The organism is Sphingosinicella sp., from assembly GCF_013911755.1.
Lineage (GTDB): Bacteria > Pseudomonadota > Alphaproteobacteria > Sphingomonadales > Sphingomonadaceae > Sphingosinicella.
The window spans coordinates 115,447-131,305 of record NZ_JACESP010000004.1; the positions used below are offsets into that span (position 1 = coordinate 115,447).

At 65.6% G+C, this 15,859-nt stretch carries 14 protein-coding genes; 7 read left to right on the forward strand and 7 right to left on the reverse strand.

The features are described 5' to 3' along the window. Nucleotides 1-96: 96 nt before the first annotated feature. The 4 genes from H2052_RS04775 to H2052_RS04790 all read right to left on the reverse strand — a co-directional run bounded on the left by H2052_RS04775 (nucleotide 97) and on the right by H2052_RS04790 (nucleotide 7,065). Nucleotides 97-1,023: a DUF2493 domain-containing protein gene (locus H2052_RS04775; RefSeq protein WP_087573795.1), complete on the reverse strand. Its 927-nt coding sequence runs from the start codon at nucleotides 1,021-1,023 to the stop codon at nucleotides 97-99. 312 nt (nucleotides 1,024-1,335) lie between these two features. Then, the gene (locus H2052_RS04780) at nucleotides 1,336-2,400 is read right to left on the reverse strand and encodes a toprim domain-containing protein (RefSeq protein ID WP_176392283.1); all 1,065 of its coding nucleotides are present in this window, start codon (nucleotides 2,398-2,400) and stop codon (nucleotides 1,336-1,338) included. Between the two features lie 8 nt (nucleotides 2,401-2,408). After that, complete coding sequence (locus H2052_RS04785) at nucleotides 2,409-6,773, reverse strand: strawberry notch-like NTP hydrolase domain-containing protein (protein ID WP_087573794.1); 4,365 nt, start codon at nucleotides 6,771-6,773, stop codon at nucleotides 2,409-2,411. 97 nt (nucleotides 6,774-6,870) lie between these two features. Further along, a complete protein-coding gene (locus H2052_RS04790; RefSeq protein WP_087573793.1) occupies nucleotides 6,871-7,065 on the reverse strand; it encodes a hypothetical protein in 195 nt (64 codons plus the stop codon). Between the two features lie 369 nt (nucleotides 7,066-7,434). Between H2052_RS04790 and H2052_RS04795 the strand changes: the two genes are divergently transcribed. The 7 genes from H2052_RS04795 to H2052_RS17845 all read left to right on the forward strand — a co-directional run bounded on the left by H2052_RS04795 (nucleotide 7,435) and on the right by H2052_RS17845 (nucleotide 14,175). After that, nucleotides 7,435-8,133: an energy transducer TonB gene (locus tag H2052_RS04795; RefSeq protein ID WP_293778688.1), complete on the forward strand. Its 699-nt coding sequence runs from the start codon at nucleotides 7,435-7,437 to the stop codon at nucleotides 8,131-8,133. Further along, entirely contained in the window at nucleotides 8,130-8,642 is a 513-nt protein-coding gene (locus H2052_RS04800) for a sigma-70 family RNA polymerase sigma factor (RefSeq protein ID WP_087573791.1), read from the forward strand. Before H2052_RS04795 ends, H2052_RS04800 begins: the two co-directional genes overlap by 4 nt. Beyond that, nucleotides 8,639-9,574: a FecR domain-containing protein gene (locus H2052_RS04805; RefSeq protein ID WP_176392280.1), complete on the forward strand. Its 936-nt coding sequence runs from the start codon at nucleotides 8,639-8,641 to the stop codon at nucleotides 9,572-9,574. Before H2052_RS04800 ends, H2052_RS04805 begins: the two co-directional genes overlap by 4 nt. A gap of 98 nt (nucleotides 9,575-9,672) precedes the next feature. Next, nucleotides 9,673-12,165: a TonB-dependent siderophore receptor gene (locus H2052_RS04810; protein WP_293778692.1), complete on the forward strand. Its 2,493-nt coding sequence runs from the start codon at nucleotides 9,673-9,675 to the stop codon at nucleotides 12,163-12,165. Beyond that, nucleotides 12,153-12,440 carry a hypothetical protein gene (locus H2052_RS04815; protein ID WP_176392279.1) on the forward strand — a complete coding sequence of 96 codons (288 nt, stop codon included), beginning with the start codon at nucleotides 12,153-12,155 and terminating at the stop codon, nucleotides 12,438-12,440. The genes H2052_RS04810 and H2052_RS04815 overlap by 13 nt, the downstream gene beginning before the upstream one ends. After that, nucleotides 12,437-13,906 (forward strand): PepSY-associated TM helix domain-containing protein, encoded by a 1,470-nt coding sequence (locus H2052_RS04820; RefSeq protein WP_176392278.1) that lies wholly within the window; start codon nucleotides 12,437-12,439, stop codon nucleotides 13,904-13,906. Before H2052_RS04815 ends, H2052_RS04820 begins: the two co-directional genes overlap by 4 nt. Nucleotides 13,907-13,914: 8 nt before the next feature. After that, nucleotides 13,915-14,175, forward strand: a complete 261-nt coding sequence (locus H2052_RS17845) for a DUF3325 family protein (protein WP_366484234.1) — start codon at nucleotides 13,915-13,917, stop codon at nucleotides 14,173-14,175. A gap of 119 nt (nucleotides 14,176-14,294) precedes the next feature. On the opposite strand, the gene H2052_RS04825 is transcribed toward H2052_RS17845, so the two are convergent. The 3 genes from H2052_RS04825 to H2052_RS04835 are packed head-to-tail and all read right to left on the reverse strand — an operon-like array spanning nucleotide 14,295 to nucleotide 15,855. Next, a complete protein-coding gene (locus tag H2052_RS04825; RefSeq protein ID WP_087573786.1) occupies nucleotides 14,295-15,098 on the reverse strand; it encodes a hypothetical protein in 804 nt (267 codons plus the stop codon). Next, complete coding sequence (locus tag H2052_RS04830; protein ID WP_087573785.1) at nucleotides 15,095-15,385, reverse strand: hypothetical protein; 291 nt, start codon at nucleotides 15,383-15,385, stop codon at nucleotides 15,095-15,097. Before H2052_RS04830 ends, H2052_RS04825 begins: the two co-directional genes overlap by 4 nt. Then, on the reverse strand, nucleotides 15,382-15,855 hold the full coding sequence (locus H2052_RS04835; protein WP_087573784.1) for a hypothetical protein: 474 nt from the start codon (nucleotides 15,853-15,855) through the stop codon (nucleotides 15,382-15,384). The genes H2052_RS04830 and H2052_RS04835 overlap by 4 nt, the downstream gene beginning before the upstream one ends. Nucleotides 15,856-15,859: the final 4 nt, after the last annotated feature.

A 15,859-nucleotide genomic window follows, 5' to 3' on the forward strand; every position in this document is an offset into this window, starting at 1 on the left:
GCTAGAGTCCGCCAGCCCGTGCGGCAGATATATGAGATAGGGCATCGACGTTCATGAGCGCAAGATTTTCGTTCTTGTTTCGTTTCAAATTCCGGATCACCCGGCCCGTTTCCGGAAATCCCAGACGCGGATGCCGAGCTTGCGGGCCTTGTCGGCGAGATTGTCCTGGATGCCGGTGCCGGGGAAGACGATCACGCCCTTGGGCATGTCCGCCAGCATCACATCGTTGCGCTTGAACGGCGCGGCCTTCTTGTGCCGGTTCCAGTCGGGACGGTACGGATCCTGCGGCACATTGCGATCACGTGCCCAGCAGGCGGCGATGCGTTCTCCGCCGGTCGAGGTCGCGCCGTGCCTGAGGATCATCGTCGGCAGTTGCTGATGGACCTTATCGAGCACTTTATAGATGCGCTGGTGATCGTTGTAGTCGGCGCCGCAAGTGAAGACGATGCGTACTCCCTCGGGATCGAGCAGCCGCTGCTTCTGATAGCCGCGCTTCTCGACATGCTTGCGGCTGTCGAGCACCGCCGAGGTCAGCGCCTTGTGGTTGACCATCGGCCCGGAACGGGGAAGCCAGGGTTTGCGCAGATGGATGCGGAACTGGTCGGCGGCGGCATCGCGGAAAAACTCCATCGTGTCGCGGCGTTCGATCATGGTGATGCCTTCGGCGATCGCGCGTTCCAGCTCGACCGACTTGACCTCGCTGCCATCCTGTTCGCGCTGCATGCGCTTCTGCGCCTGTTCATTGTCGTCAAGCTCGCGTTCAACACGTTCGCCGGCGCGGTGGAAGACATTGACGATGCCCCAGGCGAGATCCTCAAGGTCGGGTTCGATTCGCGTGTCGATCAGGCAGGAGACCAGGGCATCGAACATTTCGGCGACCGCGCCGCCGGCGATGCGGTCGTCGGGCAGCGGGCGATGATCGGGTTCATCATCATAGGGCCGGTAGCCGTAAAGCTGCATTTCCTGAAGGAGATAGGCGGTGGAGCCGGGCTGCGGATCCTGGGGCTGGTCATCATGCGTCATCGAAAGTCTTCCGTGCCTGTCAGCCGCGCCTCTCGCGGCCTTCGTGGCGACGGCCAGCGGCGGGCGGAACGGGACTGCACCGCAGCCCCTGGGGTGCGGCCGGAGCAAAGCGGAGGATGGCGCAGCGGGGGCTATTTTGCCTCGCGATGCAAAGGGGCTTCAGCCCCGGCGGAAAATAGCCCCCCGCGCAGCCATTGCCGTCCCGGGCCGACTGCCGCAGTCGCCCTCTCCCGAAGGCCGGTGGCGTGGCGTCTCCTAAAGGCCGGAGCCGATGGCGATGATCCACCAGCGCAGACGGTGATCCGCTGCTCCTCAACCGAGCGTCAGGAAGCGCGCGGCATCCTCGGCCCGCAGTTGACCTCGAAGCCCTGCCGCCAGACGCTCCCGCCCGAAGGCCATAAGGTCGTCGTTGAAATCGCCGAGCCTCGGTTCAAGCGGCACGATCTCGATCCCCGCCGGGATCGTTCGCTGGGTCAATGTCTTCAACGCCCCCGCGCCGGCAGGATCGTCGTCGCGCGCGACATAGAGGCGCTTCAGCCCTGCCGGGAACAGGATGGCGGCGAGATGGGCGGCGGAGAGCCCGGCGATCGCGGGCATCACCGGCATGACCTGGCGCAGCGACAGCATGGTCTCGATGCCTTCGCCGGCCATCATCACCGCGCCGGCACGCCCGAACCGCACCCCGTTTCCGAGCAGGTCGCCCATGGCGCGGCGGGGATAGGCGACCGGCGCCTTGGCGGAGCCGTCGAGCGCGAGCCAGGTGCGATGCGCTCCGGTGATGCTGCCATCGAGATCGGTGACCGCAGCGATCATCGCCGGCCATGCGGGACGAACATCGGGGAGGTCGTCGTCCGATGCCCGATACCAGCAATGCGGATGGAAGCGCAGCGCCTCGCACCCCGTGAGATTCGTGATGTGCCGGGACGCGAGATAGGTTCGGACCAGGCTGCTGCCGATCGGCTTCGATCCGCCATGAAGCCGCCGCGCGGCCTCGGGCGTTCCGGTCGGCGCCTTGCTCCGTCTGAACGGCTCGTTCTCGACCGGCGGCGGCATGGGCAGGCTCAGGAAATGCCGGGCCTCGTCGAGCGTCTCGCGCAGGCTGTGATGCGAGCAGGCCGCGGCGATCACGTCGAGCAGGTCGCCATGATCGCCGCTTTGCGCATCGGTCCACTTGCCCGCCGCCCCGCGCCCGTCTGGGGACGCGGAGAGACGGACATAGAGGCTGCGTCCCGGCGTGTTCCGCACATCGCCCACCAGCCAGTAGCAGCCTTCACGATGGCCCTTCGAGAGATAATGGCGACACACGGCCTCGGCGTTGTCGGCAAGAGCAACGGCAATCTGGCTGGCCGGACTTGTCAGCATTTTGGTGGGCATCATGGGGCTCCTCAGGCGGCCTTGCGCCCGGAGATCCGCTCGACCGGGAAACGATCGAACAGACGCTCCAGCACGCCGACGCCGACAGCCCCTGTCGGCACATAGAGCTTCAGCTTCCACGAGACGATCTCGGAGATCAAGCCCATGGATTTGAGGCGCTCGACGCCCAGATCGTTGAAGCCGGTCAGTTCGATCCGCCAGTCATTCATCGCGCGAACGCGCTGGAGCTTCTGGTTCTGCGCCAGAAGCAGCGCGGCTTCGCCCGACATCAGCAGCGCCATGGCTTCATCGCCCGTCAGCTTGACCGGGCCGTCATCATTGGCGACGCGCGCTGCCCAGGCCGGAGAGACGCGCCGACCGATGATCCGCTCGCCGTCATCGCTCTGCAACCGGTAAACGCGGGTCGATTCGTCCGGGAGCAACTTCCAGATCGGTAGCAACAGGCCCGAGACCATATGCAGCGTCGAGACCTCATGACTCGGCAAGCCGGCAAGCTCGGCTGCCCAGGCAGCGCTGAAGGCATCGCGCCCCACTTCCTCCCAGTGGCCGGCAAGCAGCATCTCGGCCGGGATCACGCTGTCGGTGAGTGGCCAGACCAGGCGCACGCGCGCATGGATCGCACCGTCATCATCGGTCACGCTGCGCGCCCGGCGCTGGATCGCGGCCTTGCCGGTCCTGGCATTCACCAGCAGCTTCGCGCCGCTTGTCTCGGCCTGTGCGAGGGCGTCGGCCAGCGACAGCGGGGTCAGCCGGTCCTTGCGCTCGATCGTCAGCAGCGCCGTCTGTGCGCCGGTGCCTGGATGAGTGTAGATCGGCGCGCGGCCGACGACGCGGAAGCTCTCGGCCTGCAAGGTCTCGAGGCCCACCTCATAGCTTCCCGACGCCTGCGCCTGTTCGATCCGGGCAGTGAGCAGACCTTCGAACGCCTCGAACAGCAGGTTCTGCATCGCGACGGTCAGCGCCAGCATGCGGTTCAGGAAGATGTTGATGCCGGGCAGCTCATCCTTGAGCCCGCCATCGCTGTCGAGCAGTGACAGGCCGGTCGCTGCCTCGAAGCGGGCGAGCGAGCAGCCCTCGACCTTGCCGCGCGCGAGCAGGACATAGAGCTGGCGCAGCGCATCGCGCGCATACCAGCTTTCCAGATTATCCTCGGGACGGAACATATTCTGCCCGCCGGTCTGGCGCTGGCCGCGCGTGATCGCGCCCAGCGAGTCCAGACGCCGGGCGATGGTCGAGATGAAGCGCTTCTGCGCCTTCACATCGGTCGAGACCGGCCGGAACAGCGGCGGCTGCTTCTGATTGGTGCGATTGGTCCGCCCGAAGCCCTGGATCGCGGCGTCCGCCTTCCAGCCCGCTTCGAGCAGATAATGCACGCGGCGGCGCTGGTTCACCGCGCCGAGATCGGCATGATAGGACCGGCCCGTGCCGCCCGCTTCGGAAAAGATCAGGATGCGCTTCTGATCGTTCTGGAAGGCGTCGGTCTCGAGCAGCGCCGCCGAGGCCGGACGGTTCTCGACCGCGAAGCGCACCGTGCCGTCGTCCCGCTGCTTCGGCACCACGCGCCGCGAGCGGCCCGTCACCTCCGCCACCATCTCCGTCCCGAAATGCTGCACGATCTGGTCAAGCGCACCGGGAACGGGCGGCAGCGCGGCAAGCCGCTCGATCATCGCATCACGCAAGCGCACCGACTCGCGGTTGACGATCGGATTGCCCTCCGCGTCATGGACCGGCCGGGACGAGAGATTACCCTCGCCATCGGTGAACGGCTCGTAGAGCTGCACCGGGAAGCTGTGCTGCAGGTAGGAGAGAACGCCGTCCCGCGGCGTGATGTCCACCGACACGTCATTCCACTCGTCGGCGGGGATTTCGGCGAGACGACGCTCCTGCATCGCTTCGCCGGTCGAGACGATCTGCACCACGGCGGCATGGCCCGCCTCCAGATCGCATGCGATGCTGGCGATGACAGCGGGCGTCTGCATGCTGGTGATGAGATGATTGAAGAAGCGCTGGAGCATGCCTTGGTAGGCCGACTTGGCCTGCGCCTTGGCCTGACGGTTCAGCGTGCCGTGACTGGCGCTGGTGACCCCGGCGGCTTCGAGCGCGGCGTCGAGATTGTTGTGGATCACCTCGAACGCCGAGGCATAGCTGTCGTAGATGCGCACCTGCTCAGGCGTCAGCCGGTGCTCGAGCATCTCATATTCGACACCGTCGAAGGATAGCGAACGGGCGGCATAAAGCCCGAGCGCCTTCAGATCCCTCGCGAGCACCTCCATCGCCGCGACCCCGCCATTCTCGATCGCGGTGACGAACTCCCCGCGCGTCGCGAACGGGAAGTCGTCGCCCCCCCAGAGGCCCAGACGCTGGGCATAGGCAAGGTTCTGCACCGTGGTCGCGCCGGTTGCGGAGACATAGACGATGCGGGCATTGGGCAGTGCATGCTGCAGACGCAGTCCGGCGCGGCCCTGCTGCGAAGGGGCGACATCGCCGCGTTCGCCCTTGCCGCCGGCGGCATTCGCCATCGCGTGCGCCTCGTCGAACACGATCACCCCGTCGAACTCGGTGCCGAGCCACTCGACGATCTGCTCGACCCGTGATTTCTTGCCGCCGCGCTCAGCCGAGCGCAGCGTCGCATAGGTCGTGAACAGCACGCCCTCGTCGAGCCGGATATCGCTGCCCTGCTTGAACCGCGAGAGCGGCGTCACCAGCAGGCGCTCCTGACCGAGCGCGGTCCAGTCGCGCTGCGCGTCCTCTAGCAACCGATCCGAGACCGATAGCCACAAGGCTTTGCGCCGGCCCTTGAGCCAATTGTCCAGGATGATCGCGGCAACCTGCCGGCCCTTGCCCGCGCCGGTGCCGTCGCCGAGGAACCAGCCGCGCCGGAAGCGGACACTACCCTCGCTATCCTCGGGCGCGGCGGTGACCACGTCGCAGGTGGCATCCACCTTCCAGGCGCCCGACATATGCCCGCTATGCGCTTCGCCCGCATAGATCACGGATTCGATCTGCGCGTCGGAGAGGATACCCAGCGTGGCGAGTTGCGGTGGCAGATGCGGCCGGTAAGAGGGCCTGGGCGGCGCGACGGAGGCCATCGCGGCGGACTGGACCAGCGGGGTCGGATGCGCGCCCGCGCCCGGAATCACGAGCGACTGGAGCGCATAAGGCTCATAGATACTCTCGCCGAGCCGGTCGGCGGGCGGCGTCCAGTCGATCGTCTTATAGACGAGTTCGACCGCTTCGGCCTCCGGGACGGCGGGAACCGAAGGTGTGGCCGTGATCGGTGCTTTCGCCGGAGCGCGCGAAGCCGATGCGGTGACCGGCAGGACCGCTGCCGGCGACGGCGTAACTGGTGCCCGCGGCGGCACGGTCTCCAGCACCCAGCCAAGCAGCGTGGCGGTATCGGCCGCTATGCCCGTGCTCGCCGGCAGCACCGTGGGATCGTCGGCCGGGAGCTTGTCGATCACGGTCAGCCGCGTGTCGATGGTCGTGCCATGCTTCGCATAGACCTTGCCGTCGATCGCGGCGGTGAACACCACGCGCGCGGACGCCTGCAACGTTTCGAACGCATCGCGCCAGGCCGGCGCATCGGGCGAACAGCTCGCGCCCGTGATCGCGACCAGCCGGCCACCCGGTTCGAGCCGGGCCAGCGCCGATGCGATATGGCGCAATGCCGCGTCCTTCATCGTGCGGTCGACATGCGCGACCGCCGAGAACGGCGGGTTCATCAGCACCACGCTCGGGCGCACGACGCCGGGCAGCCGGTCGTCGATCGACGCGGCATCATGGTTCGAGACGGCGATGCCCGGAAACAGAGCCCCAAGCAGTTCGGCGCGGGTCTCGGCCAACTCGTTGAGCGTGAGGCCCGCCCGCGCCAGCAGGGCATGGACGGCGAGCATGCCGGTGCCGGCCGAAGGTTCGAGCACATGATCGCCGGGCACGAGCACCGCGGCGACCGAAGCGACATAGGCAAGGCCGGGCGGTGTCGAATATTGCTGGAGCGCATGGGAGGTTTCAGAGCGGCGGGTGTGCGTCGGCAGCAGGGTGGCAATCCGTTCGATCAGCGCCAGCGCGCTGGCGGGCGCACGGCCGATGATCGTCTGGCCATAGCGGCGCAGGAACAGGATCTCGGCGGCCTCGCAGGCATCATAGGCGTTCTTCCAGTCCCACGCGCCTTCGGCGTCGGTCCCGCCAAAGGCTCGCGACATCGCCGCGCGCAAGGTTGCGGCGTCGATCGGTCGCCCGGCCTCCAGGCTGGGCAGGATGCCACGCGCGGCGGTGAGCAGGGCAACGCCCTGCGAAGCGAAGCCGGATGGAGCAAGGCCGGGTGCAGCCGCGAGGGGCGCGGCGCGAAGCGCCGCGTCGGACAGGGTGTGGGTCATGGGGGCAAGTCTCCGGGAGAGCGCGAAAGGGCGAAGCCCGCCGGACGCTCTCTCTAAGCCCGGCCGGGTTCCCCCTTCCCGGCCAAGCCTCTCCCTCTCACCCGGGCTCGATATCGAGGTCTTCCTCGACGCCCAGCGCCTTGAGCCGCGCATGATCGTCACTGCGCACGATCTCATAGTCGTCTGACCTGTGCGTGAAATGACCGGCCCAAACTTCGCCGAGTGTCGCCCAGACGCCATCAGGCCAGACGGCAATGTCGTCGCGGTGATAGGCTTGCGTGTCCTGGGTCATGGTCGTCTCCGTTCTCGTGCGGGACAATCCCCGCAGATGCCGGAAACAAGGGCCGGACGAGACCGTCACCGAGCGTCAGAGAGGGGAACCCCTCGCGGGTTGACGGACATGAGGCCGTACCTCTTGCCGGACGTCGGTCAGGCGGGATGGAGCCGTGCAGAGGCAGATGACCATGCCCGAAGATCGTGAACATGGCGGTCGCTTCTTCGCCTGAACCCGCCATGGGAAGCGGTGGAATGGCAGATCGCGCCCCCGGCGTCGCTTGAGCAGCTTTGGAGTAAAGGCTGCAAGGCGTTGAGCCAGGGATGAGTCGTGGAACCGCGACGCTATTGCGATTCGCTCGCAAAAATTGTAAAGTCCGCATCGTGCATGAAGGACGGAACCGTGGATCGACAGGGCGGGACTACCAAGCCCTTCGTCGAAGGGCGGAAATTTGACACATCCCGGTTTGGGGTGATTTTTCTGACGCTCGCACTCCACGGGGTGCTGCTCGCCGCCATTTCCGCAGCCTTCCACGTCGTTTTTCCGGGCGAAGTTCAACCGTCGCGGCAGCCGCTTGTGTTCGATCTTCAAAGCCATGGTTCGGCCCCTCGTCCTCAACCGGACGAAGGGATAAAGGGGACGATCGGCCGCACAGTCGCTCCGCGACCCTTGCCGCGATCCATGCCGGCCCCGTTGCCCGTTGCAAATACGGTCGGATTGCAGGCCCTGGCCGATCCACCGCTCGAGCCTACGGCCAATACGGATTCCGTCGATGTGGACGCTTATCGTCGCTCGCTGCACGACCGGATCGTCGCAGCCCGTGTCTATCCGGAAGCGTCCCGGCAGGCGCGTGAAGAAGGCAGTGCCCAGATCGCCTTCGTCCTGCACCGTGACGGGACCGTGTCCGACCTGGAAGTGGTGCAAAGCTCAGGCCATCGCTCACTCGATGCGGCAGCGCGCGATGCCGTGAGCCGGGCCGAACCCTTCCCCGTCATTCCTGCCGCACTTCCCGATCTCGTCGATATCCGCGTGCCGGTGGTCTTCGTTCTCGAACGCACGTCCGTCAGACAGGTCGCGAGCCGGTGAGCCAGAGCAGCCGACATTGGGGCCGACACGCCGGCCTTCATCATATTGGCTTGCGCCAATGGGTGCGTTCCAGGCTCGGCGGGCGGGCGGACGCGGACGATATCGCACAGGAATCCTGGCTGCGTGCGGGACCGGCCCTGGCGCGCGGAGGGATCGACAACGCGGAAGCCTATCTGAAGCGTGTAGCGTCGAACCTGATCGTCGATGATGCTCGCCTCACCAGCAAGCGCACGGAAATCATCTGCGATGCTCCCGAAAGGTTCGAGATCGCCAGCTCTGAGCCAAACGCTGAAGCGTTGCTCATCGAGCGGGAGCGGATGCGTTTGCTCTCGGAAGCGATCGACGACCTGCCGCCACGTTGCCGCGACGTGTTCCTGTTGCGCAAGCAGGAAGGTCTCTCCAGCATCGAGATCGGCAAACGGCTCGGCATCGGCCGCAACATGGTCGACAAGCATCTGCGATCCGCCATGATGCTCATCGCCGCCCGGATCGGGGAGGCGGAAGCGTGACCGGGACGCCCCTTCCAAAAGCGATCGCCCAAGCCGCGAGCGACTGGATCCTCCGCCGCGAGGAGGGCCTCAGCGCGGTCGACGAACATGCTCTGGATGCGTGGCGCGCCGCTGACCCTCGCCATGAGGACGCGCTCCGCCGCATGGAGGCGCTCTGGTATGATCTCGACCGTTGCGTCGAAACCCGACCGGTGGCCGCAGCCGTCACGCATCCGCGCCGCTTCGTGAGATGGTCCCAGGTGCCATGGGCCATCGCGGCCAGCCTGCTCCTGCTATGGCTCGGTCCGGGCGGTCACTGGTTCGCCCGCCTTGGCGCCGATTATGTTACCGAACCCGGCACCGTGCGAACCGTCGCGTTGGCGGACGGCTCTCAGGTCGTCCTCGACAGCGACACGGCTATCGCTGTGCATTTTACGTCAAGGAAGCGGGCGGTCAGGTTGATCGGCGGCCGCGCGCTTTTCGCTGTGGCGGCAGACAGGGACCACCCCTTCGTAGTGGAAGCTGCGAACGGCAGCGCGACAGCGTTGGGCACACGCTTCATTGTGGCGACCGATGGGACCACAGCCTCTGCGGTCGTCACCGAACATAGGATCGAGGTTCGGTCGGGAAATACCAGCAAACGCCTGGGGCTGGGCGACGCGGTCGACTGGCAGGATGGCGAGGTCGGCCGCGTCCGGGCAGTCGATATCGATGGTAGCCAGGCCTGGACGCGGGGAAAACTCGTCGCAGCTGGCATGCCACTCACCGATGTCCTGCGCGAAGTGGGACGTTATCGGCGCGGTTATGTCCTGGCCCTCGGCGAGGCCAAGACGATCCGGGTCAGCGGGGTCTTCGACCTTACCCGGCCTGACGATGCGATCGAGGCTGTCCGCAAAAGCCTGGGACTTCGCGAGACCCGGCTTACGGATCGGCTCATTCTGCTGCGGCGCTGATTTTTTGAGCGCGACACATACCCAAATCGGAGACCGTCCCGTCTTTGCTATTGAGTGTCGGTCGCATGTCGCGGCCGGCCGCAATATTCGGGGGAATGATGATCCGTCCAGCGTCCGCGCTCGCCTTGCTGCTGTCCACGTCGCTTGCTGCCACACCAGCCCTTGCCCAAACGACACAGACCACATCTGTCTCTGCCTATGCCATCCCGGCTGGCCCGCTCACCGCTGCGCTCAATCGCCTCGCGGAAGCGAGCGGACTGCAGATCTCCTATGAAGCGGGGTTGACCGAACGGCTAGCCACATCCGGTGTGGAGGGACGAATGAGCGCCGAGCAGGCGCTGTCCCAGCTGCTCAAGGGCACGGGGCTTTCCTGGCGCTGGCTGGACGGCCGGACAATTACCGTGGTCCGCGCATCCCGTGCCGCACTGGCGCTCGAGCCGGTTCTCGTCAGCGCGACGCCCGCTGCCGACGATAGCCGCAGCACCGCTTCCGAAAGCGCGGAGGGACGCTCCGCCCGCAGCAGGCAAGACATCATTGTGACGGCCGTTCTGCCCGACACCGCTGCGATCAGTGGGACCAAGCTTGCCATCCCGCTCATCGAGACGCCCCAGTCGATCTCGGTCATCGATCTCGACGAGATGCGGATGCGCAATGTCCTGTCGGTCGGCGACGCGGTCGCTTATAGCGCCGGCGTCTTCGCCAATGGCAAGGGCAACACCTATGGCGGCGATGCCGTCGCGGTGCGCGGCTTCGGCAATGACGGCACGACAGGCGCCGCCATCAACACCTATATCGACGGCCTCCGTCTTGGCGGCACCGGCTATGTGACGGCCGGGCTCGATCCATGGCTCTATGAGCGCGTGGAGGTGGTCAAAGGACCGGCATCGGTCCTGTTTGGCCAGTCGGTGCCGGGCGGACTCATCAACATGATCAGTCGCCGGCCACAGGCGGAGTTCGGCGGGGAACTGCTGCTCCGCTACGGCAGCTTCGATCGCAAGCAGGTCGGTCTCGACGTGACCGGCCCGGTCACGCAGGACGGCAGCCTGCTCGCCCGCTTTTCGGGGACGGCTTTCGAGACCCATGACATCTATTCCTATTCCGACAGGAAGCGCGTCATGGTGGCGCCTGCGCTCACCTGGCGGCCGGACGAGCGCACCAGTCTCACGCTGCTCAGCCATTACCAGCATGACGATTTCGCCGGATCGACGCTGAACTGGCTGCCGACGATCGGCACCATCATCGCCAACCCTTATGGGCAGGTGTCGCGGACGCTCTTCACGGGCGACCCCAATTACCAGCGCTGGGACCGCACGACGGCGTCGATCGGCTATCAGTTCGAACATCGTTTCAGCGACGCTGTCAGCTTCAACCAGGCGCTACGCTTCACGCACAACCGGCTCGACAATCAAAACACATACATCTCGCGCCTGACCGCCGATTTGCGCACCGCCAACCGGCAGGCCTTCGGACTTCTCGAGCATTCGAACGATCTCACCGTCGACACCCGCCTCTCGGCCCGGTTCATGACGGGCGGTCTCCAGCATCAGCTTCTCGGCGGTGTCGACTGGCAGCTGCTGAAGAGCGACACCTTGCGCGAGTTCGCGGTCGCACCGACGCTCGACATCTTCGCGCCAGTCTATGGCCAGACGATTCCTCCCCGCGTACAGTTCCGCGACCAGGCCTATCGCAACGAGCAGACCGGTCTCTATCTCCAGGACCAGATCGCCCTCGATCGCTGGCGCCTGCTGATCGGGCTTCGCCAGGACTGGGCATCGGGCCGCACGCGCGACAATCCCAGCGGTCTCAGCCAGACGCAAAAGGCTGACGCGCTCACCAAGCGCGCAGGCCTCCTGTATCTCTTCGACAATGGGCTGGCCCCTTATGTGAGCTATGCGGAATCCTTCACGCCGCAGGATGGGACGGACTGGCAAGGCAACGCTTTCGCGCCCGAACATGGTCGACAGGTCGAGGCCGGGATCAAATATCAGCCCAAGGGTGGTCGCAGCTTCGTAACCGCATCCATTTTCGACCTGCGCCGCCGCAATGTTCTCACCACCGATCCTGATCATCCGGACTTTTCCCGCCAGACCGGAGAGATTCGCATGCGCGGTTTCGAGGTTGAAGCCAATGTCGCTCTTGCCAAGACTTTCAGCCTGATCGGCAGCTACACGCTGCTCGATCCGCGCGTGACCAGCAGCAACGACAGCGTGAGCGGCATCAATCCGGTGACGCGGCAGATCGAGGACCGCGCCCAGCAGGGGCTGCGCCCGATCGCCGTGCCGCGCCATACGGCCGCTCTCTGGCTGAACTATGATGCGCCGGCCGGGGTCGGCGCCGGAGCGGGCCTGCGCTATGTCAGCGCGAGCTGGGGCGATGACGCGAACCTTTCCCGCGTACCGGCTTACGTCCTCGTCGACGCTTCGCTCCGGTTCGAACTCGGGCACTGGATCACCTCGCTCAAGGGCCTGCAATTCTCGGTCAAGGCCAACAATCTGCTCGACAAGACCTATGTCGCGTCCTGCAGCGGGATCGACCGCTGTTATTACGGCCAGGCGCGCAACGTCACCGCCGATCTCTCATGGCGATGGTAGATCGGCGCGGGCCATCGCGGGGTGCAGTGCTCGGCCGGACGATCGCAGCGCTCGGCGGCGGCTATCTGCTGGCAAGCCTGTGGGCGTCGCTCCTCGCCATCGCCCTGCCGGGCCCTGCCGTGGAAGCAAGCCTTGCTGCCTCGCTGTCGGCCTATATTCTGTTCGTCCTCGTCGCGCTCTGGGCCTTTGTCCCCAGGCGCGGCTGGACAGTCTGGGCAAGCGTCGCCGGCGCAGCCACGGCCCTGTTTGCGCTGGGCAGCATGGTCGGCCGATGAAGGACAGTTTCCGGCAAAGCATGGCCTTCCTCCATGGCTGGGCAGGCCTTATTCCAGGCTGGCTGCTCTATGCGGTCTTCCTCACCGGCTCGCTGACCTACTATCGGCAGGAGATCACACAGTGGATGCGGCCGGAGCTGACGGGCGTGACCGCCGATCCCAGCGCAGTACCCCATGCGCTCGCATGGCTTGGCGAACATGGGCAGGGGGCGACCCTGTGGCGCATCGACCTGCCGACACCGCGCACTCCCGTCACCGAAGTCCTGTGGAAAGGCGATGGCGGCTTCGCCTCGCAGCTGCTCGACCCGCGAACGGGCGGTCCACTCCGGGTGCGCGAGACCATGGGCGGCGACTTCCTGTTCTATTTCCATTTCGATCTCAATGCGCCGGGCAGCGGCGGCCGCTGGCTGGTCTGTTTCGCGGCGATCATCATGCTGGTGGCGCTCATCAGCGGGATCGTAACCCATCGCCGCATCTTCGCCGACTTCTTCACCTTCCGTCCCCGCAAAGGACAGCGCAGCTGGCTCGATGCTCATAATGTCGCGGGAGTCGCCGCGCTGCCCTATCATCTCCTGATCAGTTTCACGGGGCTAGTCGCGCTCATGACGATGTTCATGCCCTGGGGCATCGACAAGGCCTTTTCAGGCAATGTCAGCGCGTTCCGTAGCGCACTTGCGGAGCAGACGCCGATCACCTTCCCAGCGGGCCCCAGGGCGCCGCTTCGGATTGATGCGATGCTTACGGACGCGCGCAGCCATTGGCACGGCTCAGCGCCGGGGCGCATCCTTGTCGAGCATCCTGGGACAGCTGACGCCCTCACGACGATCGAACGGGCCGACCGCGATAGCATTTCCTATGATCTTGCCTGGCGGCGCTACCGGGCAGACGGCGCGCTCATCGACGCGCATGACAACAGCGGGCCGGCCGTCGCCGCCTATCAATGGCTCTACGGCTTTCACCTGGCGCGTTTCTCGAGCGAGGCGATGCGGTTTCTCTTTTTCGCATCGGGTCTGCTCGCGACCGCCATGATCGCCACCGGCCTCATACTCTGGGTCAAAAAGCGCGCGGCGCGCGAGGATAGTGCAGAGAATCTTGCCGCGCGGATCAATGTCGCGGTAATCGCAGGCCTGCCCATCGGCGTCGCATCGCTGCTGACCGCCAATCGGTTGATCCCTTCCGACTTTGCAGGGCGCGCCAGTCTTGAGGGGGCAGCGTTCTTCCTGGCCTGGTTGATCATGCTGGTCCATGCGCTCTGCGTTCGACCAGCCCGCGCATGGCGGCAACAAGGGGTCGTGCTCGGCATTCTGTGTCTTGCCACGCCTTTCATACCGATCGAACCGACCGGTATTGGTCTTCTTGCCTGGATAGCGCGAGGCAATGCAGCACCATTAATGGTCGATGGGGCGCTGCTGGCGGCTGGCCTGCTGAGCCTTTCGGTGTCCCTCTTTCGGCCCCAACGCGCGTGAACGGCGTGATGCAGATCGGCGTGGCGTTTGCGTTGCTACTTCTGTGCCTGTCGATGAAGCGGCACCAGCGCGACGTCATCGGACGGACGCTGCAACCATCACTGTCGCGCTCGTGCAGGCGGACGGGAATATTATTGCTTCTTCTGTCAGCAGTGCATGCCTGCATCGGCGGCGCCATGGCGATCTTCGCACTCTTGGGGAGCGCCAGCCTGACGATCGTCGCAATCGCTCTGCTCCTGCCTGTCTGCGGAGTTCTAAGAAAGCGATAGTTCCGACCAACAGCTGTTCGCTTAGTGCTGACGAAACAAAGTCGAAAGCCGCGACATAAGGCTGGCTCTGACCGGCAGGCATAGAAAAAGCCCGTCCCGATAACCGGGACGGGCTCCGCTCAGGCGGGAAGCATGGCGTGTCGGGCGGGATCGATCACGAAACCGTGTCGTCCGGCGCTATATTCGGCGCAGGGCACGAGCCAGGCGCGGGTTTGCAACGCATCGCGCCGACCACCATTCGCGGCGATGGTCTCGACGAAACCCGGATGCTGTTTGGACGTGACGGCGGAGATCACCACCCAGTCCGCCGCGTGTTCGCGCTCGAACCGCTGCCGGCCACGGGTGAACGAATCCTCGGCGCTCAGCACTCGGCCATGGACGGCCTCCCAGGCATCGGGTTCCCAGTCGCGAAGCGTCCGGTCGGCAGATCGTTTCTCCCGGTCGGTGAAGAGGTCGGGGAAGCCGACCGCCACCCGCGCCCAGTCTCCGTCTTCCTCATACCACCCGCCCTTGATCCGCAAGGCCGGATGCAGCGCGGCGTTGCGGGCGCGATCGAGCTTGAACCCGCCATGCGAAGCGGTGGAATGGCAGACCACGCCTTCGGCATAGATGGTCGCGCCCTGCGACAGGCCCCAGGGCGTCGAGACACGCAGCCGCACCTCCTTGCGTCCCAGGGCTTCGCGCTGGGTGAGATGGCGCGCGACATCCTCAACATGCGCGCGAAAGCCCGCGGCATCAGGCACGATGCCCTCGCTGCCATAGACATCGGCTTCGCGCCATTCCCCGATCGGACGCCGCAGCCGCCATCCCGACGCGAGACGCAGACCCGATGCGCCCGGCAGCGCGATATAGGCAAGGTCGCCGACCCGGGCCGCGAGGTGCCCGTCGGCGCTGGTGCCATAGTCCGGAAGGACCGCGCTCATGCTACCCTCCTGTCGCCATAAGCCAGCCTTGGCGCATGGTCGGGACCGTAACTGCGCGTTCGCGCGAAGCTCGGATCATCGGCCTCGTCGACCAGATACTCGGTGACCTCCTCGGCATAGTCGGCGTCGATCACGGCCGGATGGACCGGAATCAGTCCCACGGCGTTCCGGTCACCGAACACCACAGCGTCAGCGGCGCGCATGGCCGCGCGATGATCGCACGCATCGACCGCCACTTTGATCCGGATGGTCGCATAGACATGCACGAAATGACGCAGCCTGCTCATGCCGCCCTCCCGAGCCGAACGGGCGGCACGACGCTGTCGGGGGTCATGACCTCCTCCATGACCGCGCCATGATAGCGATGCTCCGCGGCCCAGGCCTCGGCCGCAGCAAAGTCGGGCGCGAGATGGTGCAGTTCCTCGCGGCCATCGCGGCGCGACAGGATACGGACCATGCCGGCCTTGGGCTGGTCGGCGATCTCGAACCGAAGCTGGCTGGTGACGGTGTAGATCCGGCGGACCACCATGGTGATGATGCCTTGGCTGCCATAATTGCCGAGATGGAGCGCGAAGGTCGCGGGCGACACAAAGCGGCCGGAATGACCGGCAGACCGCTCGACCAGACGCCCCATGCCATTCTCATCGTTCCAGGCGCGCAATTTGCGTGTGAACCTCTGGGGCGGACGCGGCTCGCCATTGGAGAAAGTGATCAGGCTGCCGAGCGGCGCGCTGTCATAGATATGCTGTGCGGACATTTTT

Coding starts and splice junctions, on each gene's coding strand:
- H2052_RS17845 (WP_366484234.1), top strand. CDS start 13,915: ATGCAGATCGGCGTGGCGTTTGCGTTGCTACTTCTGTGCCTGTCGATG.
- H2052_RS04775 (WP_087573795.1), bottom strand. CDS start 1,023: ATGACGCATGATGACCAGCCCCAGGATCCGCAGCCCGGCTCCACCGCC.
- H2052_RS04815 (WP_176392279.1), top strand. CDS start 12,153: ATGGCGATGGTAGATCGGCGCGGGCCATCGCGGGGTGCAGTGCTCGGC.
- H2052_RS04830 (WP_087573785.1), bottom strand. CDS start 15,385: ATGAGCAGGCTGCGTCATTTCGTGCATGTCTATGCGACCATCCGGATC.
- H2052_RS04810 (WP_293778692.1), top strand. CDS start 9,673: ATGATCCGTCCAGCGTCCGCGCTCGCCTTGCTGCTGTCCACGTCGCTT.
- H2052_RS04825 (WP_087573786.1), bottom strand. CDS start 15,098: ATGAGCGCGGTCCTTCCGGACTATGGCACCAGCGCCGACGGGCACCTC.
- H2052_RS04780 (WP_176392283.1), bottom strand. CDS start 2,400: ATGATGCCCACCAAAATGCTGACAAGTCCGGCCAGCCAGATTGCCGTT.
- H2052_RS04790 (WP_087573793.1), bottom strand. CDS start 7,065: ATGACCCAGGACACGCAAGCCTATCACCGCGACGACATTGCCGTCTGG.
- H2052_RS04835 (WP_087573784.1), bottom strand. CDS start 15,855: ATGTCCGCACAGCATATCTATGACAGCGCGCCGCTCGGCAGCCTGATC.
- H2052_RS04785 (WP_087573794.1), bottom strand. CDS start 6,773: ATGACCCACACCCTGTCCGACGCGGCGCTTCGCGCCGCGCCCCTCGCG.
- H2052_RS04820 (WP_176392278.1), top strand. CDS start 12,437: ATGAAGGACAGTTTCCGGCAAAGCATGGCCTTCCTCCATGGCTGGGCA.
- H2052_RS04795 (WP_293778688.1), top strand. CDS start 7,435: ATGAAGGACGGAACCGTGGATCGACAGGGCGGGACTACCAAGCCCTTC.